Origin of the sequence: Streptomyces atratus (assembly GCF_900119365.1) — a bacterium.
Taxonomy (GTDB): domain Bacteria; phylum Actinomycetota; class Actinomycetes; order Streptomycetales; family Streptomycetaceae; genus Streptomyces; species Streptomyces atratus_B.
Genome location: NZ_FPJO01000085.1, coordinates 1 through 2776, shown reverse-complemented (window position 1 = coordinate 2776; position 2776 = coordinate 1). Strand labels below are relative to the sequence as shown.

At 73.0% G+C, this 2776-nt stretch carries 1 protein-coding gene; it reads right to left on the bottom strand.

Annotated elements, in window-relative coordinates; genetic code table 11:
• On the bottom strand, positions 1-2776 hold a 2776-nt coding region (locus BT364_RS38810; RefSeq protein ID WP_143166639.1), incomplete at both ends, for a beta-ketoacyl synthase N-terminal-like domain-containing protein.

The window sequence follows — 2776 nt, the reverse complement described above, 5'->3', positions numbered from 1 at the left end:
CCGGGAAGACCAGCGGCGCCTGGATGGTCAACTCGTCCAGCACACCACAGCCGACGCGCTCACCAGCATGCAGCGCGAGCTCGACGAAGGCGGTTCCGGGCAGCAGGACCGAACCGAAGACGGTGTGGTCGGCCAGCCACGGATGCGAGTCCAGCGACAACCGGCTGGTGAACAGCGAGACGTCCTCGCCCGCGACGCCGACCGAGCCGGCCAGCAACGGGTGCTCGGCAGCCACGAGACCGGCCGAGGACAGGCTCGTACGGTTGCTGCCGCCCAGCGCCGACGCCAGCCAGAAGCGCTCGTGCTCGAACGCGTACGTCGGCAGATCCACCGGACGTGCCCCCGTACCGGCGAACACGGCCGCCCAGTCCACGGACTCGCCCGCGACATGAGCCTCCGCGAGGGCGACCAGCTCGGCGTCCTGCGCGTCCCGGTCGGGGAACACGAACACCCGGCCTGCCGAGGATTCCGCCCCCGCGATCGTTTCCAGCGCGGTCAGGAAGTCCGCGCGCTCGGCCGCCACGATCACGACCCGGTGCTCGAACCGGGAGCGCGTCAGGGAAAGGGAGTGGCCGATGTCGAGCAGTGCCGGACCGGAGTCCGCCCGCAGCTGCGTGAGCAGCCGCGCCGCCTGACCGGCCAACGCCTGCTCCGACTTGGCGGACAGCACCCACGGCACCGCCGGCAGCACGACCGCCGGCTCCTCGGCCGGAGTCGGCTCCTCCTGCGGCTGCTCCAGGATGATGTGGGCGTTGGTGCCGCTGATCCCGAAGGAGGAGACGGCGGCCCGGCGCGGACGGTCGCCCGTCTCGGGCCATGCGCGACTCTCGGTGAGGAGTTCCACCGCGCCCGCCGACCAGTCGACGTGTGTGGACGGTTCGTCGACGTGCAGGGTCTGCGGCATGACGCCGTGGCGCATGGCCATGACCATCTTGATGATGCCCGCGACACCTGCGGCGGCCTGTGTGTGGCCGAGGTTGGACTTCACCGAGCCGAGCAACAGCGGCCGTCCGGCCGGCCGCTCCTGGCCGTAGGTGGCGAGCAGGGCCTGCGCCTCGATCGGGTCGCCGAGCGAGGTGCCGGTGCCGTGCGCCTCGACGATGTCGACCTGGTCGGCCGAGATCTTGGCGTTGGCCAGGGCCTGGCGGATGACGCGCTGCTGGGAGGGCCCGTTCGGGGCCGTCAGGCCGTTGGACGCGCCGTCCTGGTTCACGGCCGAACCGGCGACGACCGCCAACACCCGGTGGCCCTTGCGCCGTGCCTCGGAAAGCCGCTCGACCAGCAGTACGCCCACGCCCTCGCCCCAGCCGGTGCCGTCCGCGTCGTCCGAGAAGGACTTGCAACGGCCGTCGGAGGCGAGGCCTCGCTGGCGGCTGAACTCGGCGAACGTCGTCGGCGTCGACATGACGGTCACACCGCCCGCGAGCGCCATCTCGCACTCGCCCGTACGCAGCGCCTGGATCGCCCAGTGCAGCGCGACGAGGGAGGAGGAGCAGGCGGTGTCGATGGTGACGGCCGGACCCTCCAGGCCCAGCGCGTACGCGACACGGCCCGAAAGCACGCTTCCGGACGTGCCCAGCCCCAGGAAGGCGTCGACCCCGGCGGGAACCGACTCCGCCCCCGAGCCGTAGTCGTGGTACATCAGGCCCGCGAAGACACCGGTCCGGCTGCCCCGGAGCGTGTCCGGGTCGATCCCGGCCCGCTCCAGCGCCTCCCAGGAGGCCTCCAGCAGCAGCCGCTGCTGCGGGTCCATCGCCAGGGCCTCACGCGGCGAGATCCCGAAGAACCCGGCGTCGAACATCCCCGCGTCGTGCAGGAAACCGCCTTCGAGCGTGAGCGAGCGGCCCTCCGCGTCGTCGGCCACGGCGTCCGCGTACAGCCCCGCGAGGTCCCAGCCGCGGTCGGTCGGGAAGGGCGCGATGCCGTCGCCGCCGTCGTCGACCAGGCGCCACAGGTCCTCGGGGCCGGTCACGCCGCCGGGGTAGCGGCAGCTCATGCCGACGATCGCGATCGGATCGTCGGCCCCGGCGGCCGTGGCCACGATCGCGCCCGCGCCCTGCGCGCCCCCCTCACCGACCAGCTCGGTGATCAGGAAGTCGGCGAGGGCGGTGGCGGAGGGGTAGTCGAAGACGAGGGTGGCGGGGAGGCGCAGGCCGGTGACCTTGCCGAGGCGGTTGCGGAGTTCGACGGCGGTGAGGGAGTCGAAGCCCAGCTCGGTGAAGGCCCGCTGGGCGGGGACGGCGTCGCCGGAGGCGTGTCCGAGTACGGCCGCGACCTCGTTCCGTACGACATCCAGCACCAGCTGGAGACGCTCCTCGGCCGAGCGACCGGCCAGCCGGCCGGCCAGTCCGCCCGCCGCAGCACCGTCCTTCGCCACCGCGCGCCGCTGCGGTGCCCGCACCAGGCCGCGCAGCAGATTCGGGACCTCCGCGCCCTGCGCCGCCGACTTGCGGACGACGGACAGGTCGATACGGACCGGCACCACCGAGGCGGCATCGGCCGCGATGCCTGCGTCGAAGAGCTCCAGGCCCTCCTCGGTCGACAGCGGCGGCACACCCGCGCGCTTCATGCGTGCGATGTCGGCCGCGTCGAGGCGGCCCGCCATGCCGCCTTCGGCCCAGGGGCCCCAGGCGAGGGAGGTCGCGGGCAGCCCCTGGGAACGGCGGTGCTCGGCGAGCGCGTCGAGGAAGGCGTTGCCGGCGGCGTAGTTGGCCTGACCAGCGGAACCCAGGACACCGGCAGCGGAGGAGAAGAGGACGAAGAAGGAGAGGTCGAG